This is a genomic window from Pantoea sp. V106_11, assembly GCF_029967885.1.
Classification (GTDB): Bacteria; Pseudomonadota; Gammaproteobacteria; order Enterobacterales; family Enterobacteriaceae; genus Pantoea; species Pantoea ananatis.
Genome location: NZ_JASCAK010000031.1, coordinates 74,640 through 94,970 on the forward strand (window position 1 = coordinate 74,640; position 20,331 = coordinate 94,970).

Here is a 20,331-nt window from a genome sequence, read left to right on the forward strand (position 1 = left end):
CTCGGTGCCAGCAAAAATCAGGAGAAGCGAAATGGGAAACGAAGGCGTTAATGCGGTAGAGAAGGCGCTGGCCTTGCTGGATTGTTTTAAGCCAGGCGAAGAAAGCCTGTCCCTGACGACGCTGTCGCAGCTTTCGGGCTACCACAAAACCACCGTTTATCGACTGATGAATTCGCTGGAACGTATGAGTTACGTGGTCAGAAGGGATAACGGCATTTACACCCTGGGGCCAAGGCTGCTTTATCTGGGCAAGCTCTATGAACAGTCGTTTCATCTGGCCAGCGTGGTTCAGCCCGAACTGCAAACGCTGGCCTCAGCTACAAAGGAAAGTGCCAGCTGGTATGTGATTGATAGCGGCCAGCGTCTTTGTGTCTTTCGTGCCGAATCCTCAGATGGCTTACGGCATACGCGACTGCCGGGCTCGCTGTATCCGTTGGACAACTCCGCAATTGGTCAGGTGCTGCGTCACTGGGGGATGGGCGAAACCTTGTTTGATGACGCACCGGATTTACCGCTCTATACCTCGGGCGCGCGCGATCCCCATACTGCCGCCTTTGCCATCCCGGTGTTTGGCGAAGGAGATAAGTTAGCCGCAGCCCTGGCGTTAACCGGCCCATCGTCACGGTTAACGCTGGATCGCAAAGAGGCGGGATTGGGTGAACTGATGCGAGAGTCCGCAGCCAGACTTTCCGCTCAACTCGGCGCGAGAAAAGCGTTCTGTGATGTTGTTTACGCACACAACGCGTAAAAAAACTGTTGCTGAACGCGTGCATGAATACAGCCACAGGCTCTATATGCGCGCGTTGGCCCGCAGGTTGACTGAAAGCGCCGATGGCATAACCACCGGCGTTTCGCCCGGTGCGCAAGGTTAACGGTAGTAGACCGCAATGTGCTGTCCCGCCACGGTTTCAACCGCGACAGGTATTTCAAAAAGGCGCTCAATAAGATCGGGTTTCATCATATCAGCCGGCGTGCCGCAGAAAAAAACCGCACCGTTCTTCATGGCGATAATATGGTCTGAATACGTCGAGGCGAAGTTAATATCATGGATAACCAGGATGATGGATTTTCCCAGCTCGTCAGCGGCGCGCCGTAGCTGCTTCATCATGGTCACGCTGTGTTTCATATCCAGATTATTCAGCGGCTCATCCAGCAGCACGTATTTTGTATTTTGACACAGCACCATCGCGACAAAAGCGCGCTGTCGCTGGCCTCCCGAGAGTTCATCAAGATAACGTTCAGCAAGCGGGAGCAAATCCAGAAAATACAGTGCCTGATGGATATGATGCTTATCGTTTTCCGTGATGCGCCCTTTGGAATAGGGATAGCGACCAAAACTCACCAGATCGTACACCGAGAGCCGGCTGGTGACCTGATTTTCCTGCCGCAGTACCGACATAATTCGCGCCAGCTTCTCGCTGTGTGCTTCATTGACGATGAGCGAATCGATTCTGACCTCACCGCTGTCGGGCTTCAACAGTCGGCTAATCACCGACAGCAAGGTTGATTTGCCTGCCCCATTGGGCCCGATGATTGAGGTAATGCCCGATGAGGGCAGGGTTTCGTTGATGTTTTTAAGGACAGATAACGGGCCGTATGCCTTATTCACATTCACAACTTCAATCACGTCGCCACCTTTTTCAGAATCAGGTAAATAAACAGTCCACCGCCTAAAAATTCAATAATGACGGACAGCGTTCCCGCCATGTTAAACACCTGCTCCAGGATTAACTGTCCGCCCGTCAGCATGATGATGCCAATCAGCACCGTTCCCGGTAGCAGGTAGCGATGACGCCACGATCCCACCACGGGCCAGGCAAGGTTGACCACCAATAGCCCCAGAAATGTCATCGGCCCGACCAGCGCAGTTGAAATTGCCACCAGGAGCGAAACCAACAGCAACAGACCGGTGACATAACGCTGAAAAGGGACACCAAGTGCCGTCGCGCTATTGCGCCCTAACGCAATAACGTCCAGGCGGTGCCGTATGCGCCAGACGATAATCGTGATTGCGGCAATCAGCACGGCCGAAAGGGCCAGCACCGCCGGGTCAGCATGGGTAAAGGTGGCAAACATACGGCTTTGCAGCACGGCGAATTCGCCAGGGGAGAGTAAACGTTGCATCAGACCCGAAAGGCTGCGAAAGAGGGTGCCAAACACCAGGCCCGTTAACAGTACCCGGTGAAGATCCAGCCCACTGCGGTTAAATAGCCAGCGATAGAGCAGCGTGGCAAAGATCATCAACAGTGCCGTTTCGCCAAGAAACGGCACCATACTTCCCAGCTGGCTCAGTTGCGAAAGCTGAACAAAAAATACCAGCAGGGTTTGGATAAACACAAAAAGCGCCTCAAGGCCCATGACCGAGGGCGACAAAATGCGATTTTGCGTGATGGTTTGAAAAAGCAACGTACTGATGCCGGATGCAAAGGCGACCAGCACGATGGTGAATAAAATCTGCCCCCGATGTTTTAATACGTAGCTGATGTTTCCCTGCAGATGCAAGGTCATAAAGACAAGGGAAACAATGACTGCAAGCAGGGCTAACAGGCTGATTCGCCAGACGGGCGAGGAGACGTTTTTCAGGGATCGGGACAGCGGTGACAGATCAGTTGCCATAGCGCCTTCCTCTGATAATCAGCACCAGAAAAACCGCCGCGCCCAGTACGCCGAGTAAGGCACTGACCGGGACTTCAAAGGGATAAATAATCAGCCGCCCCAGGATATCGCAGCTCAAAACCAGTATGGCCCCTGTCATCGCGACCCAGGGCACGGTGCGGCGCAGGTTATCGCCGAAAATCATGCTGACAATATTCGGCACAACCAACCCCAGGAAAGGCAGGACACCGACGACAACGATCACCACGCCGCTGACAATGGCGATCATCGCCATCCCCGTTAACTGGATCTGGCGATAGTTCAGCCCGACGTTAACCGAGAAGTCCTGGCCCAGACCGGCCACCGTGAAGCGATCGGCAATCAAGGCCGCCAGCAGGGTAATCAGTCCGACAATCCAGATCAGTTCATAGCGTCCCTGCATCACACTGGAAAAGTCACCGGATTCCCAACTGCCCAGCGACTGCAGGATATCAAACTGCATCCCCAAAAATGTCGTTACCGAGCTGAAAACGGCGCCCAGCATGATGCCAGCCAGCGGCACAATAAACGCGCTTTTCTGCCGGATGCGCTGAATGAGCAGCATAAACAGTACCGTACCGGCCAGCGCAAACAGGGAAGCGATGCACATTTTGACGATAACGGGCGCCGCCGGATACCAGACCATCACCAGCAGAAGCCCCAGGCTTGCGGATTGCGTGGTGCCCACGACCGAAGGCTCAACAAAGCGGTTCTGCGTCAGCATCTGCATGATCTGGCCTGCCACGCTCATCGCGCTGCCGGCAAGCACCAGCGCGACAGTACGTGGAAAGCGGCTGACAAACAGAATTTCCCGCATCTCGGTATCGTGCCACAGGTCGATTAATGACACACGGCTCACGCCCGTGACTAAGCTCAGCATAACCAGCGCAGACAGCAGCCCCAGGCCGATGAGATAAGCCCCGTATTTCATTCAGGCTGCTCTCTGGCCGCGAGCAGTTGTTGTTTGATCTGGCTCATCATGAGGCTGTAGCTCTGGATCCCGCCGGCAATATACAGCGAGGCGGAATCCAGCCAGATAATCTGCTGCTTTTTCCATGCGGTGGTGCGGCGCACCAGCGGATTATCCAGAACCTGACGGGCCGACAGGCCTTCTTTACTGCCGATGGCGCTGTCACGGTCCAGAACGAACAGCCAGTCGGGATTCGCCTGCATGATCAACTCGGGTGAAATGGCATTGCCATGTTTGCTGGCATTGGGCAGAGAGAGTGCAGGCTTGAACTGCAGCACATCAAAAACAAAACCAAAGCGGGAGTGCGGCGTATAGGCGCTGAGTTTTCCGCCGTTAACCATTAACATCATGGCGCTTCCCGACCGGGCGGCGAGGGGGCGAAGGTCTGCAATCTGCGCGTTAAATGCGGTTAAAACGGCTGTTGCCTGCGCCTGTTTGCCAAAGATTTCCCCCAGTTGCGTCGTGCGCTGCGTCAGGCTTTGCATGAAATCATGCGGGTCAATATCCAGAGAAACGGTGGGCGCGATACCGCTGAGTTTGTTGTAGGCCGCCAGGGCTCTGCCACCGGCAAAGATCGCCTCCGGTGCGGCGGCGCTTAAGGCTTCATAGGCGGGCTCAAACAGCGTTCCGGCATTGAAATAGCCCTGACCATTATATTTAGCCAGATGCGCCGGATAGGTGAAACCGGCTTGCGGGACGCCCGCCGGTGTAATGCCTAATGCATCGGCAATATCCAGCGTGGACGGATTGAGGATCACCACGCGTTGAGGATGCTGCGGCAGCGTCGTGGTTCCCTGCAGATGCGCGATCCTGACCGTTGGTGCTTCACCAGCAGATGCCGGAGGCAAAACCGTCAGTACCCAGGCCAGGGGCAATAAAATCGACAGAAACGGGAAACGCATGTGTTCTCCTTGCGCGTGGTTAGGGTCCGTATAAGGTCAGTGGTTTTGGGTTATATGCAGTTCTGAATACCTGCTCTACGCGCCTGTATCACGCAGCGGCCGCAATGCATAAAACGTGATGCCGGGCCAGTTACTGTTCAGGCTGCTCTCTGTCCATCCCACGCTCGCTCAGATAAATCATCCTGTGACGGCACCATTGACGGGGCGGCGTGAGAGCATCAGTGAGGCGATCAGAATGACGCCGTTATTGAGGCATACATTGTGCGGCCGGGAACCGCGTAGTTGTTGCCTGAAACCCCGCTGGAGGACGGATGGTCAGAGACAGGGTTTTTATCAAAAAGATTGTCCAGCCCGACATTCACCTTAAGGTTTTTCGTTGCCCTGTATTGCCCTGACAGACCATAAATCATGTAGGCATTGCGGATGCGTGCCGTCGCGGTATTGCCTCTCGCCGCTTGGTCTGCGCTGCTGTTCAGCCCCAGCATCTTTCCGTAGTATTTTGCGGTAAATGAAAGGCTGATGTCGTCATTGACCTGCCAGTCAAGGGAGGACCACGTGGCGAGCGTTGGCGTTGTCACGAGCATCACGCCCAGAGAATCTTCGGCTTTGATCATTCGCGTGAACGTATTACTCAGCGACAGGCGCTTCATCCAGGGGCCCATTTCTTCTGAAATCAGGGGAAGGGTCACATTGCCTTCCAGGCCCTGGGTTCGCGCCGTATCAAGATTGACGCGTTCAAGCCAGTAGCGGCCTGAGGTATCACCGGGTAAATAGCCAACAGGCGCAGAGGCGATTTTGTCTTTGAAGCGGCTGTCGAAGAACGTCAGCCCCGCGCTCCATCCTTCATAATCGAAGATCGCGCCCACTTCCCAGTTTTGTGACGTTTCAGGCTTGAGTTTATCGCTGCCCATCGTGTAACAGCCGCCGCCGTGGTAATCGGCATAGCCGTTACATCCAGCGCCTTTGGAGGATTCAATAAAGCCTTTGCTTGCCTGGCGCACGCTGGGTGCTTTAAAACCTTCTGAATATCCCCCTTTTAACGTCAGCGTATCCGTGGCCTGCCAAACCAGATAGGCGCGTGGCGTTGTCCTGTTACCGTAATCGGTATTATCTTTGCGCAGGCCCAGCGTCAGTGAAACAGTATCCAGCAGGTCGATTTGATCTTCGACAAACAGGCCGGTACTTTTGGCCTGAGCGTGATGTTTGCCATAGCTGCTGGAGGCGTCCGCCACCACGCCAACAGAGCGAGGGTTGTTCAGCTCTTCTTTTTTCCACTGTGCGCCGACAGTCAGGTTATGCGGTAAACCGAATTCAAATGGCAGGTTAATATCGCCTTCAACAATGCGTTCTTGATTCCACAGCGCCACATCCTGACTGCCCGTCACCGTACCGCCAGAAATCACCGGAATATCGGTTACCCAGTTTTTAAATTTATTTTGATAAACGTTCAGCTTTGCCGTGCCGAAATCAAAAATACCGCGATAATCGAGCGCATAATTTTCACGTTCAAGTTTATCCACACCGCGCAGCGCAATTTCACTGCCATTCGTGGATTCACCGGGAATACCTCGCTCGGTTCCCTGCTGAGTGGAAACGGCGATGCGCTGATGAGGGGTGATATCCCAGCCGAGTTCTGCGCCGTAATTTTCATTTTTGCGGCCTTCCTGGCCGCTTCCCCAACGCAACGCGTCGGTTTCGCTTTTATCCGCTTCGCGCTTGTTCCACGAACCGCTAACACGCAAATCAAACCCATGGCCCAGCGGACCACCAATGCTGCCTGTCCAGGTCTGGGTATTGCCCCGGTTGCCATCCTGCGGCCGTCGGGTGCCTGCCGTTAATGCGCCGTGCCAGGTATCGCTATTTTTCTTTGTGATAATATTCACGACTCCGCCCATTGCATCCGAACCATAGAGCGCGGACATGGGCCCTCTGACCACTTCAATGCGTTCAATCGCATCCACGGGGATCCAGTTAATATCGTCGAAATAGTTTTGCTGGGTGCTTTTAATACCGTTACTTGAGCCGATGCGTTTACCGTCAACCAATAACAGCGTATAAGCCGCGGGCATACCGCGCAGTTGAATACCGGAACTGACGTCTGTGCCAATGGCTTTGGTCACGCCTGCGACACGTTCAAGAATATCGGCAAGGTCCGTGGCGGATTTACCAATGTCTCTTTCCAGCTGTTCTGCGGTGATAACAGAGATTGATGCAGGGGCATCTTTCAGTCGCTGTTCAATCGCCGATGCCGTTACCACCATGACATCTTCACTGTCTTCATTCCTGTCAGACTCAGCCAGAGCGGGGGAGATCATGCCAACAGCGGGAACCAATAAACTCGTGGTAATATGGCGAGTGATTTTTTTCAACGGCATCATAACGATTAATCCCTTAACGATTGTCATCCAGTTGATATATCCCTGAGCGAAAGAAATCATAATTCCATATGCAAATGGGAATCAACTCAATAATCATTATCAATTGCCGGAAAAATAAATCCGTCATGAAACTGAGTGGTTTTTTTAAAGAATTAAATTGCCAGAAAGCGTCGTAAGAATACCAGGGTGCCACAAATGCGCCTAAGCTAACTGATTAAGACTGCACAGTTTTGGGATTATCTTTGGCTAAATTTATATTTTCATTAATACTGGCTTGAATAATGAGTTGTCTATAAGTCACGCTTAAATATTAGATATTCTCTTCTTTGTCTCAGAGGACATATACAGGCAGTTAACAATTTCTGGCTTGGTTATTAACTTTCAATAAGCGTTTTATTTATATTTTAACGATGATCAGGCCGGAGTTGCGGTGCAGGTAACGCGTAATCTGCGGGAAACTGGAAAATCAGGCGAATCTTTTATTCAGAATAATGATGAATATCGTATTCAGAGGCGGCGGGGATATTGCAGTGGATAGCGGGCGCATCCGCTAAACGTGTTCCGGGGATGCTCCATCCTCAGACACGTTTTTGACGTCAACGCGCCTTTGATACTCCGCGGCTCTCAGAGGAAAGGGACGCGGCGTTCGGATGGCGCATTCACCTTTATTGTCCACACCGAACGGCCAGCAAAGCTGTACCAATGGTTTTGTTATCCATGGACAGAGACAGGTCTAATGCCTGTACTGGTCAAAAAATGCGGCCAGGGCGTTGGCAGTGGCTTCGGGCTGTTCCTCCGGCTGGAAGTGCCCACAATTAGCGATGTGCTGGCCGTGTATATCATCGCCGTAGGCTTTCAGCGTCGCCGCCATATCTGCAATCGAGCCTTGATCGGCGGACAGCCCCAGTACCGGCATGACCAGTCGCCCCTGCCTGACCAGCTCCGCATTTTGCGCGGCCGACTGAGACAGCGCTCTGTAAAACGCCAGCCCCGCGCGTAAGCCCCCCGGCGTTTTAAGCAAGCGCTCATATTCGCTCAGTTCAGTCTCGCCATAACAGCTGTGGTTAGCGGCTTTCTCGCGAAAAAACCATTCCAGATAAATACGCTCACGGCCTGCCAGCAAGGCTTCAGGAAGATCCGCTACGGCATGGAAGGCAAAGTGCCATGTTTTCCAGGATTTGTCAGAAGCCGACGGCAGTTTATCCGGCAACGATATGCCCGGAATACCGGCATCCATCAACGTCAGCGCCCGTATTTCCTCGCCATATAACATCGCATAGGTAAAGGCTACCCAGGCACCGACGTCGTGTGCGGCAAGAAAGTACGATCCCAAACCGAGTGAATCGATAAAGGCATGCAGCCGCGTGGCAACCGTTTGAGTGTCGTAGCCGGAAAGCGGCTTATCGGTGTCCCCCTGGCCCGGCAAATCAACGGCGATAATTCGGTATTGATCAGCCAGAGGCTGCATGACATGTCGCCATGCAAACCAGCTTTCGGGAAAGCCGGCCAGCAACACCAGCGGAAAGCCATCCTCACGACCGCCCGTGACATAATGAAAGCGCAGACCTTCTATTCGGGAAAAATGGTGACTAAAACCATCGGGTGCAGCAGGGAGCATGAGAGCAGACATAGGGTTTTCCTAAAGTAAAAGTACACTACCGGCTTACAGCCGCCATGGCGCGTTGTAATCATCCGCCGCTTAAAATGGTGAACCAGGTGCATGGCCCAGATGAGTCATGAAGACCGCTGCAACGGCAATATTGCCCCGGCGAGTGCGGCCTCAACAATCAGGCGTTACGCCACAACCTTCAACGCCTGAGCCACAAAACGCTCAGCATCGTCGGTGAGGGTTGAGGCTTTACCGATGACGCGCATTCCCTGAAGCAACGCCAGAATCACCTCGGCAGCGGCGGCTTCGTTGGTTGTCGCGGCAATGGAACCATCTTGCTTTCCGCTTTTGATCAATTCCGCAATGTCGCTGCGCCGCGTTGCCAGCTGTTTTTCGAGGCTGGTGGCTGCAGCGCCAAGCTGGTCGACGTTAGTAATACCAGCCACCACCATGCAGCCCAGCTTGCCCTCTTTTCCCTGACTGAGCTCAACGTAATCCCGCAGCAGTTCAGCAAGCTTGTCTTTGCTGGTCGTGGCCTTTTCCAGCCGGGTTTTTATGTGCTCTTCACGAAGAAACACATACCGTTCAAGCGCCATAGCAAAAACGCCCTGTTTGTCTTTATAAGCCTTGTAAACGCTACCGGTACTGAGGTTGGTCGCTGCGGTGATGTCGCTGATGCTGACGTCACTAAAACCACGATCGCGAAATAGCCTGATGGCCCCATCCAGAAATTGCGCTTCGTTAAAAGCACGCGGTCGGCCCGCAGAGGATTGCGCATTGCCGGTGTGGGAAGGGGATTTCATAGCTAATCTCCAATTAGGAAGTGATCGTTTCCTTTTTAGAGCATGGAGGGGGAGGCTGTCAAGGGGAGGAAGAGGGAGGGGGTGACACTGGAGATTCTGATCTCGGGTTCAGGCACAAAGCAGAAGAGACTTGATGAGTGTTAAGACTTAATCAGGCCGGCAGCAGATCTATAGTGTCAATCTAGAGCCATCATCAAATTTCACGTATCAAATGTTATTCACGCCAACTTTATTAAAGTTACTTTATTTACAATTATATTGATGAATACTTTTTTTTGTGATGTGACGCTCATATGCGAAGTGTTTTAATTGACTATTTTTGCATATTCACTTCATGCCTCAAGATATTATAAGGAAATGCGTTAATATTTTAGTGGCGCACCAACAACATTTTGTTGTCAATAATAAATAAATTGTTGTTTCCATTTTTTGGTTTCAAACAATATAGTACATATGAACACGATATGGCTTATTAAATAACGTTGACTCGTGAGGGGTAAAATGAGCGAAATATACATTGAAAAAATTAAAGAATACTTCCCGCAACTCTCAGAAGTAAAAGATAAAACACTTGTAGATGCTACATGCAAAATATGGATCGAGGCATTAAATAATAGTACCTGGAAAAATATAGAGGAAGCGCAATTTGCGACCAGAGCACCAAACGTTGGATTGATTAAGCATACAGAGAGTGTTACGGAAAATGTTCTGGTCATAGCCAGGAACATGATAAGAAAATTTGGATATGACATAAATACAGATACTTTAATTATTTCAGCAGTTTTACATGATGTATGTAAATTGGAAGAAATGGAAATGGATGTTGGTGGACCTGGAACTAGTAAAAAAAGTCTAACAGGTAAACTCTATCAACATGGTTTTTTAAGTGGATATTATTGCCATAAATACGGACTACCTGAAGAGATTACTGCATTAGTTGTTGCACATTCAGGGCAGTCGAGAGTTATCCCACAAGGTAAAGAGGGGATGATTTTATTCTATGCAGACATGATGGATGCAGATGTCCACTTTGTTCATGTTGGAACAGAACTTTGTCTCCATGGGAAATAATACCTAAATTAATAGAATTAATAAGGAACATACTATGTCAGTAGGTAATAGAGTTTTTACAAAAAGAACACTGCCAGATCCAGAAGTGGTTAAAGCATTCAGTAAAATAGCAGCGGCAAATGTGGCGGATTGCATGGGGCGATTGTGTGGAATGAACCCACAAATAAAACTTATGTCGAATCCGTCCGGTAGAATTATGTGTGGTGTTGCATTAACAGTTAAAGCCAGAGCCGGTGATAATATGATGCTTCATAAAGCCATGAATATTTCACAACCAGGCGATGTAATTGTTATCTCTAACGAGGAGGAACGAAGTAGGGCTGTTATGGGTGAAATAATGTTTAATTATTTACAAGGCTTCAAAAAAATAGAAGGGATTGTAATTGATGGCCCGGTCAGAGATATCGATGTCCTTTCAAAAGGAACATTACCTCTTTATGCAACTGGAACAACTCCATCTGGCCCATATAAAGAAGGACCTGGGGAAGTTAATGTTCCTGTTTCATGTGGTGGTATTATTGTAAATCCAGGAGATATCATTCTTGGAGACAGAGATGGCGTAATTGTAATACCCAAAAGTGACGCTCATTCTATTCTGGAAAAAGCGATAGTATTATCTGAAAAAGATAAAAATAAAGCAGCAAACTCTGCAGTGGGTACTGTCAATCGACAATGGGTAGACGATTTATTGGAAAAAAAAGATGTAGAGATAATTGAAAAGCCATATGAATAATAATATTAAAGCAGGAAAGGCGAAATATGAAGTACAAAATAGCAAAGCTTATTCCAGTTGTAATTTTCCCTGTACTAATCTGGATACTTCCGTCCCCTAGTGGACTGGATATTGAGACATGGCATATGGTTGGTTTGTGCCTTTCTCTAATGTGTGGATTAATCATAAAACCTTTTTCCGAACCAATTATTAGCCTGATTATCGTAGGTATTGGATCATTTTTTTTAAAAGATCCCAATTTGCTTTTTCAAGGTTGGGGGAATCAGAGCGTTTGGTTTTTGCTGGCCGTGCTACTAGCTTGTAGTTCATTCAGAAAAAATGGTCTGGGTAAACGTATGGCATACATTTTACTATCCAAGTTTGGGAATACCTCCTTTGGACGTTCCTCACTTGGTTTGGGATATGTTATGCTGCTCTGTGATTTGATATTAAGTCCAGCAACGGGCTCTAATACATCCCGATCCGCAATTGTTTTCCCGATATTTCGAGGGATAGCGGAATCTCTCGGTTCTCATCCAGACAAGGATCCCAAAAAGTTAGGTGCTTACCTTGAGTTATTAGAGCATGTAATTGCAATGTCAACAGCGGCACTTTTTTTAACCGGGATGGCATCCAATGCAGTGATCGCATCGACTGTAAATCAACTGGTAGGTATAGAGTTATCGTGGGGTTTATGGTTTAAAGCAGCGCTAGTCCCGGGGTTACTTATTCTTTTTATAAGCCCTCTTGTTGTCTATAAGTTATTTCCACCAGAAATACGTGATTTAGGCAATATAAAACCAATCGTTACGCAAAAGCTTGCTGAAATGGGTCCCATGAAACGAGACGAAAAGATCATGTTAGTTCTTTTTATCTTAGCTATTTTGGGATGGAGCATAGGCTATAAAATTGGAATGGGTTTATATATCGTTGCCTTTATCTGGTTAGCCCTGCAGTTGATTTTTGGGTTATTAGATTGGAATGACCTAATGGCTGAAAAAGGGGCCTGGAACATGTTCCTCTGGTATGGTGCATTTTTCAGTATAACCGTTGCTCTGAATCAAGGTGGGTTCTATACATGGCTTGCGTCACAATTTCAGTACTACATTGATCTATCTGTGATAAGCGGCTCCCTTGTTTTAGTCATACTGGTATTACTTAGTTTAGTAGTTAAGTATTTTTTCGTTTCGAACGCTGCTTATATTGTATCAATTTACCCGGTCATTCTTACCTTAGCAAAAGCAACTCAGGTAGATATGATGGCTTTGTCATTGATGCTAGCTCTCTTGGGTGCATACGGCGCTTTGCTTTGTAACTACGGAAACGGTGCAAGTATTTATTTATTTGGAAACGGCTATGTTAGCCAAAAAGATTGGTATACAAAAGGCACGATAGTACTTGCCCTTATTGTTGCAGTGCTCTTTGCTGTCGGTCTACCATATTGGAATTTGATTGGTATATTGTAATATATTAATAATGAGGTTTTTAACATGGGTTGGAAAATTCTGTTACCGCAAGAGTTGAAACAAGATGGCCGTCATCTGCTTGAAAGTCAAGGGCATACGTTAATTGATGGTCGAGGCTTTGAAACAGAGGATGTAATTGCAGATATGAAGTTACATCGGCCTGATGCGATTATTGTTCGTGTGACAAAAATGTCTCGTGAAGTATTTGAGGCAGCAGCGCCAAATTTAAAGGTTCTTGTCCGACATGGCGCTGGATTTGATGCTGTGGATCTAGATGCTGCTAGCGACTTTGGGGTCAAATGTTTGTATGCGCCAGTAGCTAATAGTACATCAGTTGCTGAAACAGCGTTGATGCTAATGCTATACATGAGCCGTAATGTGACCACTCTTCGTACAATGTTGCCAGTAGATTACTATGCGGCAAAATTAAAAACTCATATGACAACATTAAACGGAAAAACAGTAGGGATCATTGGATGTGGGAATATTGGAAGCCGCACGGCCAAACGGTGTCTTGCTATGGAAATGAACGTTCTGTGCTATGATCCATATAAGCCTGCTAAAGATTTCCCTGATGGTGTCGAGGTTGTAAGAGATCTCGACAGAATTTTTATAGAAAGTGACTATATATCACTTCATGCACCGAATACATCTGTGACTCATAAGATGATCAACAAAGAAAAGTTAGCCATGATGAAATCGAGTGCTTTTCTGATCAATACAGCTCGAGGTGGATTGGTAAATGAGAATGATCTCTTAGAAGCATGTAAAAATGGCGTGATCGCTGGAGCTGGACTGGATGTAATTGCACATGAGCCAATGCTGCCGAATAACCCATTGTATAAACTGAATAATATTTTAATCACTCCTCATATTGGTGGAAATACTGTTGAAGCTGCAATTCGTGCTTCTTACATGGCTGCTATGGGCGTTGCCGAGATGTATGAGGGTAAGGTTCCAACATGGCAAATACCATTAATTGATTATAATAACGCTGTGACTTACATAGATACAAAAGAAAGTAATAAAACTCCTGTTGGAATGTTTGATTATTAATTGTATTTATATCTGATGTGATCGACCACAGTGCATTATCAGTGGTCGATTTTTATACTTAAGAGATTATGCCTTAATTAAAGTAAACAGCGCTATTTTAGAAATGGAAAATAGTTGTAACACCTATTTCTATAAGTTATTATTGAATCATATGTCCATGAGTTGGTTAATTCAACGAATCTAATTTTTTTATTATTATACAATCGCTGTCTATTTTTATCAAAAAAATAACAATTCATTGCATATCTTAACGATTTAACATGCAGTGATTACGATAAACAAGCGAGTAATTACTGGTGGTTATTATATAGTTATATTGAGGTTGTTATGAATTTCATTAGTTTGAGCTATTTTGTCGAGTTGGCAAAAAATTTGAACTTTACCAAAACTGCCCAAAAACTCTCCACCTCACAGCAAAATCTCAGCATACATATTAAAAAATTAGAAGATTATTACGGTACGGAACTATTTCATCGAAAACCGCAGCTTAAATTAACTCAGGCGGGAATAGTGCTTTATGACTCTTCAATAAAAATACTCATGGAAAGTAATAATATATCATCTCGATTAAATAATATAAAACAGAACAATATAGGTACATTAAATGTTGGCGTGACTCCGTATAGAGGTAGTTATTGGCTCCCCATGCTTTTACCGGAATTTTTTATAAAATGGCCTAATGTTACAATAAATATTACAACTGAAACATCAGCCAGAATGGAGCAAATGGTTATCTCCGGAGAGCTTGACTTTTTTGTAGGCATAAAAAAAGGAAGTGATTCATTATTAGAGGCAATTCCATTGATGAACGACAGGCTATATCTGGCAGTCACCAGAAAACTGCTTGTTGAATATTTTGGAAGGGATGCAGACAATGTTATTTTAGAATGTAAAAATGGAACTACGCTTGATAAATTCAAAAATTTCCCATTTATTTTACTTAAATCAAACTATCGTCTTCATGAAATTGTAAATGTATGCTTTCAAGAGGCTGGATTTAAACCGAGAAAAATATTAGAGGTTGATTCTATAGAACTTATGCTTTCTTTATTTGATTATGATCTTGGCGTTTTTTTTCTGACTGAAATAAGAGTGCCAACCTTACAAGAGAGATATCCAGATAATGTTTTTTTACCTGTCGTTTTACGAGATGGTTATGTTTTTAGCCCATTGAATATCATCTATCATAAAAAAAGTTTTTTATCAAAGTATGCGCATGACTTTATCTCCCGGACAACAGCATTGTTTGGGGCTTCCCAATCTATTTCACAATAAATCGTTGGCCTGCTTTCTGATTGAGCAATACTCATAATTTCAGGAATACCTTTGCCATAGTTATCGGTCCCCCCTCAGTATCCCCAAATATAACTTGATGCAGATTGAAGTTGATTGACTTCAGGACTCAAAAAAGCTTGCTTGATCTTGACCCGCTATCTCTGGACAGTTTTGTATATTTAGTTATCCATATCCGCTGCCGCTGGATTTGATGAGTAGCTTAAGGCCATTGCCATCATTGAGCACTTAGTCCGCTTCCCTGGGTTTGGCAGATTCAATTTCCTTAACGGAGATAGGTTTGGCTTGTCTTGCCATTGCCTGGTTTCCGTAGTTTTAGGCACTTCACAAACAATAAAGCGTTATGAGATGCCTAAAAGGTTCGGATTTAATTGGTTTTCTTCAGACTGACCCAGGACAAATTGCAGGTACAAAAAAGCCTGCAGGGCTTGCGCCGTGCGGGCTCTTAGGACTTCATCGGATGACGCTTGTAATCTTCGAGGGCTGGAGGAATCTGAATGAACAATCTATCTCTATGAAATTAAATATAAATATTACATTAAAAAATAATTGGTATACCTAAACGTATACCAATTGCTTTTGTTAAATGGTTTTTTTATATTGGGGAGGGTGATGGCTTTGCATCTATCGTCAGATACGCTTTTAGACCTGAAGAGCGTTTTACACCACGCGGATCGGAAAAGAATGGAACACGGAGCTTTGGGGTGTCGTTCACTTTAATTGTCCAGACAGACCCGCCAATGAAATTGAACTCAATGGTTTTGTGATTGACAGACAGCGCCTCGAAAGAACCTGACGAATACTCATTGCCAACCTGCAAACTTTCAACAATCCCCTGACTCAGGCTGATGAGAGTAACAGTAAGAAACTCCTCAAAGATCACATCATCCGTTGTAAAAAGAATATACCTGTCATTGTCGACTTTAACTGAGGCTTCGAGTACCTGTCCTTTTATAGTGATACCCGTCGGTATGTTATCGATCACTACTTCAGAAACGGCCTGCTGAAAATCAGTCGCTTTACTTTCCTCAACAAGTTTTACCGAGAGAGTTTGTTTCATGACTATCCCCAAAAACGTCCCATTTCAAAGGCGGCAAGTGCACCACCAACAAATCAACCAATCAAAACACAAACGGGTGCGCCGGGGCCACATACCAAACCTGCTAGAGCCCCTCCCGCTGAACCACCTGCTATGCCTGCACCGTTAATCGCTATTTGTTTACCGGTTTCAGCAACCTTGTTTTCAGCGGTATAAATTTCATATACAGAGATGGCTAAAGAGAGGACGATAAGCCTTTTTCCTGCTCGTGAGAGTCGCAACATCTTCAGGTTAACGCTGGGATTAGATTTACCCGCAGATTCTACAATGCTGGCATATACCTAATTTTTTTGCACTTCAGAAAGGCTGGCAAAGTTTGTTTTAGGCCCAAAAAGTGAGGTCGCTTTCTTTGCGACTAACTCATTAAGCGTCTTATCCGATGACTTCATCCTTCCTGCCATTGCACGCCTAAGTGGCGTACTGCGAGTCCTAATCATTTCCATGATGAGATTTCGCGTTTCTTGAGCTTCTTTCGCAGCCTGTTCCCATGTTAGCAATCCAGCATTAACTCGGGATAGTAAATCGTCAGCCATCTCTTTGATACGCCTAGAATACTCAAGGCGCAAGCGGGGGATCTATGGATAATCGAGCGGCAGCAGCAACATCCCCCTGCAAAGCATTAATCGCTACGTCAAACTGTTCACGATTTTTAGTGTCCAGTGCATTCAAAAAGAGGTGTCCATTTATTGCTCCTTTTTTAGGCATTCAAACTTTATCAAAACAGTTGCGCGGCCAGAAAGCGAAATTCTACGAAAAAAGATTTTATAAATAATCCTTCACACTGTTCACCTTTTTATATTGTCTATTTATTTCATATGCTTAACGGGTGATGGATGGGTGAAGGGTGACACATATCCTTCACCACGGGTGAATGATGGACTTAATAAAGCCGGCTTTCGCCGGTTCAGGTTGTCATGCTGGATTCGAATCGTCGCACTTCGACAGACAGTCGGCGCTGCTTACGGCCTTCAGCTCTAGGTTGGTCTGCATCCCGAACTATAATCGACGCATCAGAAAATAGCTCTTATTATGCTTACAGCAAAATGCGAGCACGTCGTAAATCAATGGGGTTGATTTCAGTCCGCTATGAGCGATCTGCGGACATTCCTTATAATATTTTATGTCTGTGTTCGGGGGCTATGTCACAGTCTGTCATGTACCTTTTAACTGACTATGTATGCCTTTAACTTAAATGTCATAAAGTATAGGAATAATGGACTGCCGAATGAATGAGGAAAAGAGATGTTTGATAAAGGACCGGTGAGTAAGCTAGGGCTGGGCACATTGAAATTCGGCCGTAATTTTAAGGTAAAATATCCAGGTGGTGAAGGCGCTGCATTACCCACACCTGAAGAGATTGATGCATTGCTGATCAAGGCACACCAACTAGGTATTAATATACTCGATACTGCACCAAGCTATGGGCTGTCAGAACAACGAATAGGCGAAGCCATGCAGAGGACAGGATTGGCTCGTCAGTTTTATCTATCTTCCAAAGTTGGTGAGTTCCAAAATGGAAATTCACTTTTCTATTCATCTGATACAACGTTAATAAGAAAAAGCCTGGAAGAAAGTCTCATTAAGTTGAAAACCAGCCAACTTGATTATCTTTTTCTTCATCATGATAATTTAATCAATGAAACAGTTATTCAATGTCTTTTGGATATGAAGGCAGAAAAGATAGTAAGTAAAATAGGAGTGTCACTCACTCAAGAGATAAATTTACCTGAAAAAATACGTTATTTTGATGCTGTATTCGTCCCATACAATATCAACTTCCAAAATTTCTCTGCTTACATGAGTATTGAGCGTACTGCGCATCTTGACGTTTTCGTTAAAAGGCCGCTCGGTTCAGGTCTCATAAAAAGCCAAGAAGAGATCAGGCAGGCATTACAACACCTTGCACGTCAGGATGCGATAACGACGTGCATGGTCTCGACCTCAAGTCTAAATAACCTAGAAAGTAACTGCCGTTTTTTTTGTTCGAAATGAACTTATAAGAAGATAGGCAAGTAGAATCATGGCAGGAGCACATAAACCTTTAATCAATAACTGCATTGAAACATCCTCACCTAAAATAGATAGGGCAACTGATGCGCACATGATTGGCAGCAGCATGAAAATGGCAAACACGCCCATCGCGGCTCGAAAATCATCAGGATGAATGAACCTTACACGGATGATTTTAAACAGCACATCTAACGCATTAATGCTTATACTCATTAGTGCATAGGCGATAACGAGTGATGAAAAGCGTGCGGCAGGAATAAGTAACAAAAGTATGGATATGAAATAAAACACCATTAGCAACTTGAGTGATAAGTTACTTCCTGATTTCTTCAAAATAATGTTCTGAATGGGTAAGGCCAGCATGGTTAGTAAAGAGGCCGAGCAGACGACGAGGCTGTAATTATATTCAGCACTGGCATTGATGCTCTTCAGATACTCTGGAAGCAGCGCCGATATTCCGCTGAACGACACGAGAGACAAAAAGGAAAACACAACATAAGTCCTAAGTGGAGCACTGCTGAGATATTTAAGACCATCGGTAATTGAATTTGTTTTCTTTTTGGACGTAATGACGTATTTGCCGCCAACACAATCTGCAAGTGCGGTGAGTGTGCATAAAGCATAGAGTGTGAATAATATATATACTCCAATGTCGGTCATCCCTTGACCGCTGAATACGAAATAAGAAGAGACGACAGGCATTATAAGTGTACAGGCCTGTTCAGCCTGCTGCATTAGGTTTTGTAGGTGAGGAAACCTCACATCTGATTTTCTGATGGCAGAAGCTGTGTCAATGTAAATCGAAGAAAAGCTGGCTACCAGTGAAATGATGAAACAGAGAGAGAAGAGATAAAAAAAGGTGAAATTGATGAAGTGTAGCGAGAGCAGGCAAATGCAAGAAACCAGAGAACTGACCGCAAAAAGTTTTTTTTCACCAATGGCTGACGTGATCCTCGGGAATACTCCAAAAGCTATCAGTTTAGGTAGCCACTCTAGCATAAAGACCATGGCCGAAGCACTAATGCTTCCGGTCTGTTTATATATGTACAGTAGCAGAAAATGTCGACGCATGTGATTCGACGAACTTAAAAACACTCTGATTGTTAGCGGTGAATAGTAACCGGTGAGCGCCTTATGCATGAAAGGAAACCTTATGATCAAGTTTAACCACAGCTTTCGCCATTAGAGGTGCCAGCACCAGCTTTACAGGCCAGCAAAATATATAATTCTCCTTGCTGTGAATGTTGAAACCTTGGGGTAGCATGCCGTCCTTCACAACACCCTCTGCACGAATAACTTTTTGAATTTGGATCTCGTTAATATATTCGCCATTGCCGAGTCTGATGTGCCGGGAGATTAGGTCTTCTACACGTTTCTGAGTTTCCTCTGCAGATGAAGCCTCCGAAACATTGCCGCCTACGCTCCACGTTCTGACTCCTGTGACATCTGTCTTTGTCGTTATTGTCGCAACAATTCCTTTTCGAGAAACGATGTGGCCGTTCAGCAACGGCAACCTTCCTGTAATGGTTACAGTATGGAGAGGGCGGAGTTGTAAAGATTTTTTATTCTCTAAGTCATCCCAATAATTACCGTTTCCTTTCCCACAGCAAAATACATAACGATTAGCGGTGAAACATATCGGTTTATTTCCATTGTCAGCAATCAGATGGCTAACAGCATTTGACTCATTTTTTATGAGCACTGGTGCGGAGTTTAAATTAAAATACCTTCCCGTGAACAGAGCTTTTAGCTTGTTTATCAAGGAAACAGCGTCAATTATCTTTTCTTTAAAGTGGTATTCTTTCCCGCAGAAATCTACGAAGGGTGTATGTGAATTTGACTTTTGTATCAACGAGTTGAATATATTTTTGGCGCCTTTGATAGCCAGCAGAGCGGCATAATCCTGCGGCCATAGAGCACAAAGTTGGCTCAACACATTTACCCCTGAAAGGTCAAGTGTTCCCTGGCCTGAAAGGTAACTCTCCCACAAATCCGATGCCGTCCTAAAATCGTATCTCCCGTCGCCACGATTTTTATAGAGCTCATATTTTGTACCGCTGTGGATAATCCCCTGTGAATAATGAGTCTGGGTATTATTGTCATCGTAGTTCATTAGAATCACATCTAAACCACGATTCTGGTATTCAAGAGCAGTGAACAATCCTGCAGCACCTGCGCCTAAAATGATCACTTCAGCATTAATTTCCATTTTAACCTCCCTTTAAAATTCGACAATCCTTAATGTCTTTCATGACAATTTAATGATGCTTAGGTTAATATGATGTTGTTCATCTAAAATTTATCTTAAGGTGTATGTCTGGACTGTGA

Annotated in this window: 17 protein-coding genes and 1 pseudogene; 7 read left to right on the plus strand and 11 right to left on the minus strand. The window is 45.8% G+C overall.

All coding sequences use genetic code 11. The features are described 5' to 3' along the window. Nucleotides 1-31 precede the first annotated feature (31 nt). Nucleotides 32-748 carry an IclR family transcriptional regulator gene (locus tag QLG08_RS15610; RefSeq protein ID WP_015699685.1) on the plus strand — a complete coding sequence of 239 codons (717 nt, stop codon included), beginning with the start codon at nucleotides 32-34 and terminating at the stop codon, nucleotides 746-748. Nucleotides 749-868: 120 nt separating this feature from the next. On the opposite strand, the gene QLG08_RS15615 is transcribed toward QLG08_RS15610, so the two are convergent. The 7 genes from QLG08_RS15615 to QLG08_RS15645 all read right to left on the minus strand — a co-directional run bounded on the left by QLG08_RS15615 (nucleotide 869) and on the right by QLG08_RS15645 (nucleotide 9,296). Next, nucleotides 869-1,627 (minus strand): ATP-binding cassette domain-containing protein, encoded by a 759-nt coding sequence (locus tag QLG08_RS15615; protein ID WP_013026821.1) that lies wholly within the window; start codon nucleotides 1,625-1,627, stop codon nucleotides 869-871. Next, nucleotides 1,624-2,616, minus strand: a complete 993-nt coding sequence (locus tag QLG08_RS15620) for an iron chelate uptake ABC transporter family permease subunit (RefSeq protein WP_072138236.1) — start codon at nucleotides 2,614-2,616, stop codon at nucleotides 1,624-1,626. The genes QLG08_RS15615 and QLG08_RS15620 overlap by 4 nt, the downstream gene beginning before the upstream one ends. Further along, nucleotides 2,606-3,565 (minus strand): iron chelate uptake ABC transporter family permease subunit, encoded by a 960-nt coding sequence (locus QLG08_RS15625; RefSeq protein ID WP_174260894.1) that lies wholly within the window; start codon nucleotides 3,563-3,565, stop codon nucleotides 2,606-2,608. The genes QLG08_RS15620 and QLG08_RS15625 overlap by 11 nt, the downstream gene beginning before the upstream one ends. Then, nucleotides 3,562-4,506 (minus strand): siderophore ABC transporter substrate-binding protein, encoded by a 945-nt coding sequence (locus tag QLG08_RS15630; protein WP_064374194.1) that lies wholly within the window; start codon nucleotides 4,504-4,506, stop codon nucleotides 3,562-3,564. Before QLG08_RS15630 ends, QLG08_RS15625 begins: the two co-directional genes overlap by 4 nt. Nucleotides 4,507-4,736: 230 nt before the next feature. Continuing rightward, nucleotides 4,737-6,884, minus strand: a complete 2,148-nt coding sequence (locus tag QLG08_RS15635; protein ID WP_282472985.1) for a TonB-dependent receptor — start codon at nucleotides 6,882-6,884, stop codon at nucleotides 4,737-4,739. Nucleotides 6,885-7,617: 733 nt separating this feature from the next. After that, complete coding sequence (locus QLG08_RS15640) at nucleotides 7,618-8,514, minus strand: alpha/beta fold hydrolase (protein ID WP_015699692.1); 897 nt, start codon at nucleotides 8,512-8,514, stop codon at nucleotides 7,618-7,620. Between the two features lie 164 nt (nucleotides 8,515-8,678). Next, on the minus strand, nucleotides 8,679-9,296 hold the full coding sequence (locus QLG08_RS15645) for a TetR/AcrR family transcriptional regulator (RefSeq protein WP_282472986.1): 618 nt from the start codon (nucleotides 9,294-9,296) through the stop codon (nucleotides 8,679-8,681). Nucleotides 9,297-9,797: 501 nt separating this feature from the next. Between QLG08_RS15645 and QLG08_RS15650 the strand changes: the two genes are divergently transcribed. The 5 genes from QLG08_RS15650 to QLG08_RS15670 all read left to right on the plus strand — a co-directional run bounded on the left by QLG08_RS15650 (nucleotide 9,798) and on the right by QLG08_RS15670 (nucleotide 14,876). After that, nucleotides 9,798-10,367 carry an HD domain-containing protein gene (locus tag QLG08_RS15650; protein ID WP_110015929.1) on the plus strand — a complete coding sequence of 190 codons (570 nt, stop codon included), beginning with the start codon at nucleotides 9,798-9,800 and terminating at the stop codon, nucleotides 10,365-10,367. A gap of 34 nt (nucleotides 10,368-10,401) precedes the next feature. After that, complete coding sequence (locus tag QLG08_RS15655; protein ID WP_279752601.1) at nucleotides 10,402-11,100, plus strand: RraA family protein; 699 nt, start codon at nucleotides 10,402-10,404, stop codon at nucleotides 11,098-11,100. Nucleotides 11,101-11,126: 26 nt separating this feature from the next. Next, entirely contained in the window at nucleotides 11,127-12,545 is a 1,419-nt protein-coding gene (locus QLG08_RS15660) for a DASS family sodium-coupled anion symporter (RefSeq protein ID WP_128391909.1), read from the plus strand. Between the two features lie 24 nt (nucleotides 12,546-12,569). Next, nucleotides 12,570-13,601: a hydroxyacid dehydrogenase gene (locus QLG08_RS15665; RefSeq protein WP_279752600.1), complete on the plus strand. Its 1,032-nt coding sequence runs from the start codon at nucleotides 12,570-12,572 to the stop codon at nucleotides 13,599-13,601. A gap of 327 nt (nucleotides 13,602-13,928) precedes the next feature. Further along, nucleotides 13,929-14,876, plus strand: a complete 948-nt coding sequence (locus tag QLG08_RS15670) for a LysR family transcriptional regulator (RefSeq protein WP_279752599.1) — start codon at nucleotides 13,929-13,931, stop codon at nucleotides 14,874-14,876. 249 nt (nucleotides 14,877-15,125) lie between these two features. Here the strand turns inward: QLG08_RS15670 and QLG08_RS15675 are convergent. Both QLG08_RS15675 and QLG08_RS15680 read right to left on the minus strand, forming a co-directional pair. After that, nucleotides 15,126-15,191 (minus strand): annotated as a pseudogene (locus tag QLG08_RS15675) (preprotein translocase); the annotation flags it as partial. A gap of 298 nt (nucleotides 15,192-15,489) precedes the next feature. Next, a complete protein-coding gene (locus QLG08_RS15680) occupies nucleotides 15,490-15,954 on the minus strand; it encodes a hypothetical protein (protein ID WP_279752598.1) in 465 nt (154 codons plus the stop codon). A 1,281-nt stretch (nucleotides 15,955-17,235) separates the two neighbouring features. Between QLG08_RS15680 and QLG08_RS15685 the strand changes: the two genes are divergently transcribed. Next, a complete protein-coding gene (locus tag QLG08_RS15685) occupies nucleotides 17,236-17,985 on the plus strand; it encodes an aldo/keto reductase (protein ID WP_279752597.1) in 750 nt (249 codons plus the stop codon). Here the strand turns inward: QLG08_RS15685 and QLG08_RS15690 are convergent. Both QLG08_RS15690 and QLG08_RS15695 read right to left on the minus strand, forming a co-directional pair. Further along, entirely contained in the window at nucleotides 17,950-19,143 is a 1,194-nt protein-coding gene (locus QLG08_RS15690) for a hypothetical protein (RefSeq protein ID WP_279752596.1), read from the minus strand. The two genes, QLG08_RS15685 and QLG08_RS15690, sit on opposite strands and share 36 nt — an antisense overlap. Then, the gene (locus QLG08_RS15695; protein WP_279752595.1) at nucleotides 19,136-20,212 is read right to left on the minus strand and encodes an FAD-dependent oxidoreductase; all 1,077 of its coding nucleotides are present in this window, start codon (nucleotides 20,210-20,212) and stop codon (nucleotides 19,136-19,138) included. The genes QLG08_RS15690 and QLG08_RS15695 overlap by 8 nt, the downstream gene beginning before the upstream one ends. Between the last annotated feature and the right edge of the window lie 119 nt (nucleotides 20,213-20,331).

Coding starts and splice junctions, on each gene's coding strand:
- QLG08_RS15610 (WP_015699685.1), top strand. CDS start 32: ATGGGAAACGAAGGCGTTAATGCGGTAGAGAAGGCGCTGGCCTTGCTG.
- QLG08_RS15620 (WP_072138236.1), bottom strand. CDS start 2,616: ATGGCAACTGATCTGTCACCGCTGTCCCGATCCCTGAAAAACGTCTCC.
- QLG08_RS15625 (WP_174260894.1), bottom strand. CDS start 3,565: ATGAAATACGGGGCTTATCTCATCGGCCTGGGGCTGCTGTCTGCGCTG.
- QLG08_RS15630 (WP_064374194.1), bottom strand. CDS start 4,506: ATGCGTTTCCCGTTTCTGTCGATTTTATTGCCCCTGGCCTGGGTACTG.
- QLG08_RS15635 (WP_282472985.1), bottom strand. CDS start 6,884: ATGATGCCGTTGAAAAAAATCACTCGCCATATTACCACGAGTTTATTG.
- QLG08_RS15640 (WP_015699692.1), bottom strand. CDS start 8,514: ATGTCTGCTCTCATGCTCCCTGCTGCACCCGATGGTTTTAGTCACCAT.
- QLG08_RS15645 (WP_282472986.1), bottom strand. CDS start 9,296: ATGAAATCCCCTTCCCACACCGGCAATGCGCAATCCTCTGCGGGCCGA.
- QLG08_RS15650 (WP_110015929.1), top strand. CDS start 9,798: ATGAGCGAAATATACATTGAAAAAATTAAAGAATACTTCCCGCAACTC.
- QLG08_RS15655 (WP_279752601.1), top strand. CDS start 10,402: ATGTCAGTAGGTAATAGAGTTTTTACAAAAAGAACACTGCCAGATCCA.
- QLG08_RS15660 (WP_128391909.1), top strand. CDS start 11,127: ATGAAGTACAAAATAGCAAAGCTTATTCCAGTTGTAATTTTCCCTGTA.
- QLG08_RS15665 (WP_279752600.1), top strand. CDS start 12,570: ATGGGTTGGAAAATTCTGTTACCGCAAGAGTTGAAACAAGATGGCCGT.
- QLG08_RS15670 (WP_279752599.1), top strand. CDS start 13,929: ATGAATTTCATTAGTTTGAGCTATTTTGTCGAGTTGGCAAAAAATTTG.
- QLG08_RS15680 (WP_279752598.1), bottom strand. CDS start 15,954: ATGAAACAAACTCTCTCGGTAAAACTTGTTGAGGAAAGTAAAGCGACT.
- QLG08_RS15685 (WP_279752597.1), top strand. CDS start 17,236: ATGTTTGATAAAGGACCGGTGAGTAAGCTAGGGCTGGGCACATTGAAA.
- QLG08_RS15690 (WP_279752596.1), bottom strand. CDS start 19,143: ATGCATAAGGCGCTCACCGGTTACTATTCACCGCTAACAATCAGAGTG.
- QLG08_RS15695 (WP_279752595.1), bottom strand. CDS start 20,212: ATGGAAATTAATGCTGAAGTGATCATTTTAGGCGCAGGTGCTGCAGGA.